Annotated in this window: 2 protein-coding genes; one reads left to right on the forward strand and one right to left on the reverse strand. The window is 72.5% G+C overall.

Annotation, left to right across the window (positions count from 1 at the left end; genetic code table 11):
* On the reverse strand, positions 1–383 hold a 383-nt coding region (locus tag DQW06_RS26465; protein WP_117199520.1), incomplete at its 3' end, for a LysR family transcriptional regulator.
* Positions 384–591: 208 nt separating this feature from the next.
* On the opposite strand from DQW06_RS26465, the gene bla reads away from it, so the two are divergent.
* Positions 592–1,391 (forward strand): class A beta-lactamase (gene bla, locus DQW06_RS26470; RefSeq protein WP_117199521.1); only part of this gene is annotated, 800 nt, incomplete at its 3' end.

Genomic DNA, 1,391 nt, shown 5'->3' on the forward strand with positions numbered 1-1,391 from the left:
CGCGCCGCGGGCGCGGCGGAGCGGAAGTCCAGGTGGATGCCCTCCTCGCGGGCCTCGGCGCCCAGGAGGGCGAGGTCGCGCGTGGCGCAGGTGTCGGGCACGGCCAGGCGCAGCGGACGCAGCGCCGCCCTCTCGGCGTCGTGCTCCATCTCCTCGGCCAGCCGGACCAGGCGCCTGGCCGAGGGCAGCATGTCGCGGCCGAACTGGGTGAGGGTGGCCCGGCGGGTGGAGCGGTCGAACAGGCGGGCGCCCAGGTGTCTCTCCAGGGCGGCGATGCGCCTGCTGGCGACCGGCTGGGGAATGCGCGCGGCGGCGGCTCCGAGGGTGAAGCTGCCCCTCTCGCTCACGTTCACGAACGCCTTGCAGGCGCCGACGAGGTCCATGGCCCTCATGGTATGCCGTTCTGGCATGGAAATGGTCGTTTCTGTCTTGGACAGCATCATTGCCAGCGGTCAGACTGCTGGTCGAGGCCGCCCGACAGGGCGGCGCGTGCGGGTTCCCGCACGGCTGACCGGGGGTCTTCCGTGTCCGGGCCGCCTTCGGCCCCGGACGAAGACCCGCGCACACCCAGGACAGGAAGAGCAGGCACACATGGTGTTCTCATCCCACCGGCGCACCGGACTCGCGGCCCTGGCCGCGGTCGTCCTCGTCCCCGCCACCGGCTGCGCGGCGGCCAACGGCGCCGCGACCCCCGAGGCGGAGCAGTCGGCCTCTCCGGCGGCCTCCGGCGGTCCCGCCCGGGAGTTCGAGCGGTTGGAGGAGGAGTTCGACGCGCGGCTGGGCGTCTACGCGGTGGACACGGGCAGCGGCGAGGAGGTCGAGCACCGGCCCGACGAGCGGTTCGCCTACGCCTCGACGCACAAGGCCCTGACCGCGGCGCTGGTGCTCCAGCAGAACACGCCCGAGGAGATGGAGGAGGTCGTCACCTTCACCGAGGAGGACCTGGTCGACTACTCGCCGGTCACCGAGCAGCACGTGGACACGGGCATGACGCTGATGGAGGTGGCCGACGCCGCCGTCCGCTACAGCGACAACACCGCCGCCAACCTGCTCTTCGAGGAGCTGGGCGGACCGGACGCGTTCGAGGACGAACTGGAGGCGATCGGCGACGACGTCACCGACCCGGAGCGGATCGAGACCGAACTGAACGACTGGACCCCCGGGGACACCAGCGACACGAGCACGCCCCGCGCCATGGCGGGGAACCTGCGCGAGTTCACCCTCGGCGACGCCCTGCCCGAGGACCGGCGCGAGGTGCTCAACGACCTGCTCGTCAACAACACCACCGGCGACGCGCTGATCCGCGCCGGGGTGCCCGGGGACTGGAGGGTCGGCGACAAGACGGGCGCCGGAAGCCACGGCACGCGCAACGACATCGCCGTCATCTGGCC

Source organism: Nocardiopsis sp. TNDT3, assembly GCF_003427465.1.
GTDB classification, from domain to species: domain Bacteria; phylum Actinomycetota; class Actinomycetes; order Streptosporangiales; family Streptosporangiaceae; genus Nocardiopsis; species Nocardiopsis dassonvillei.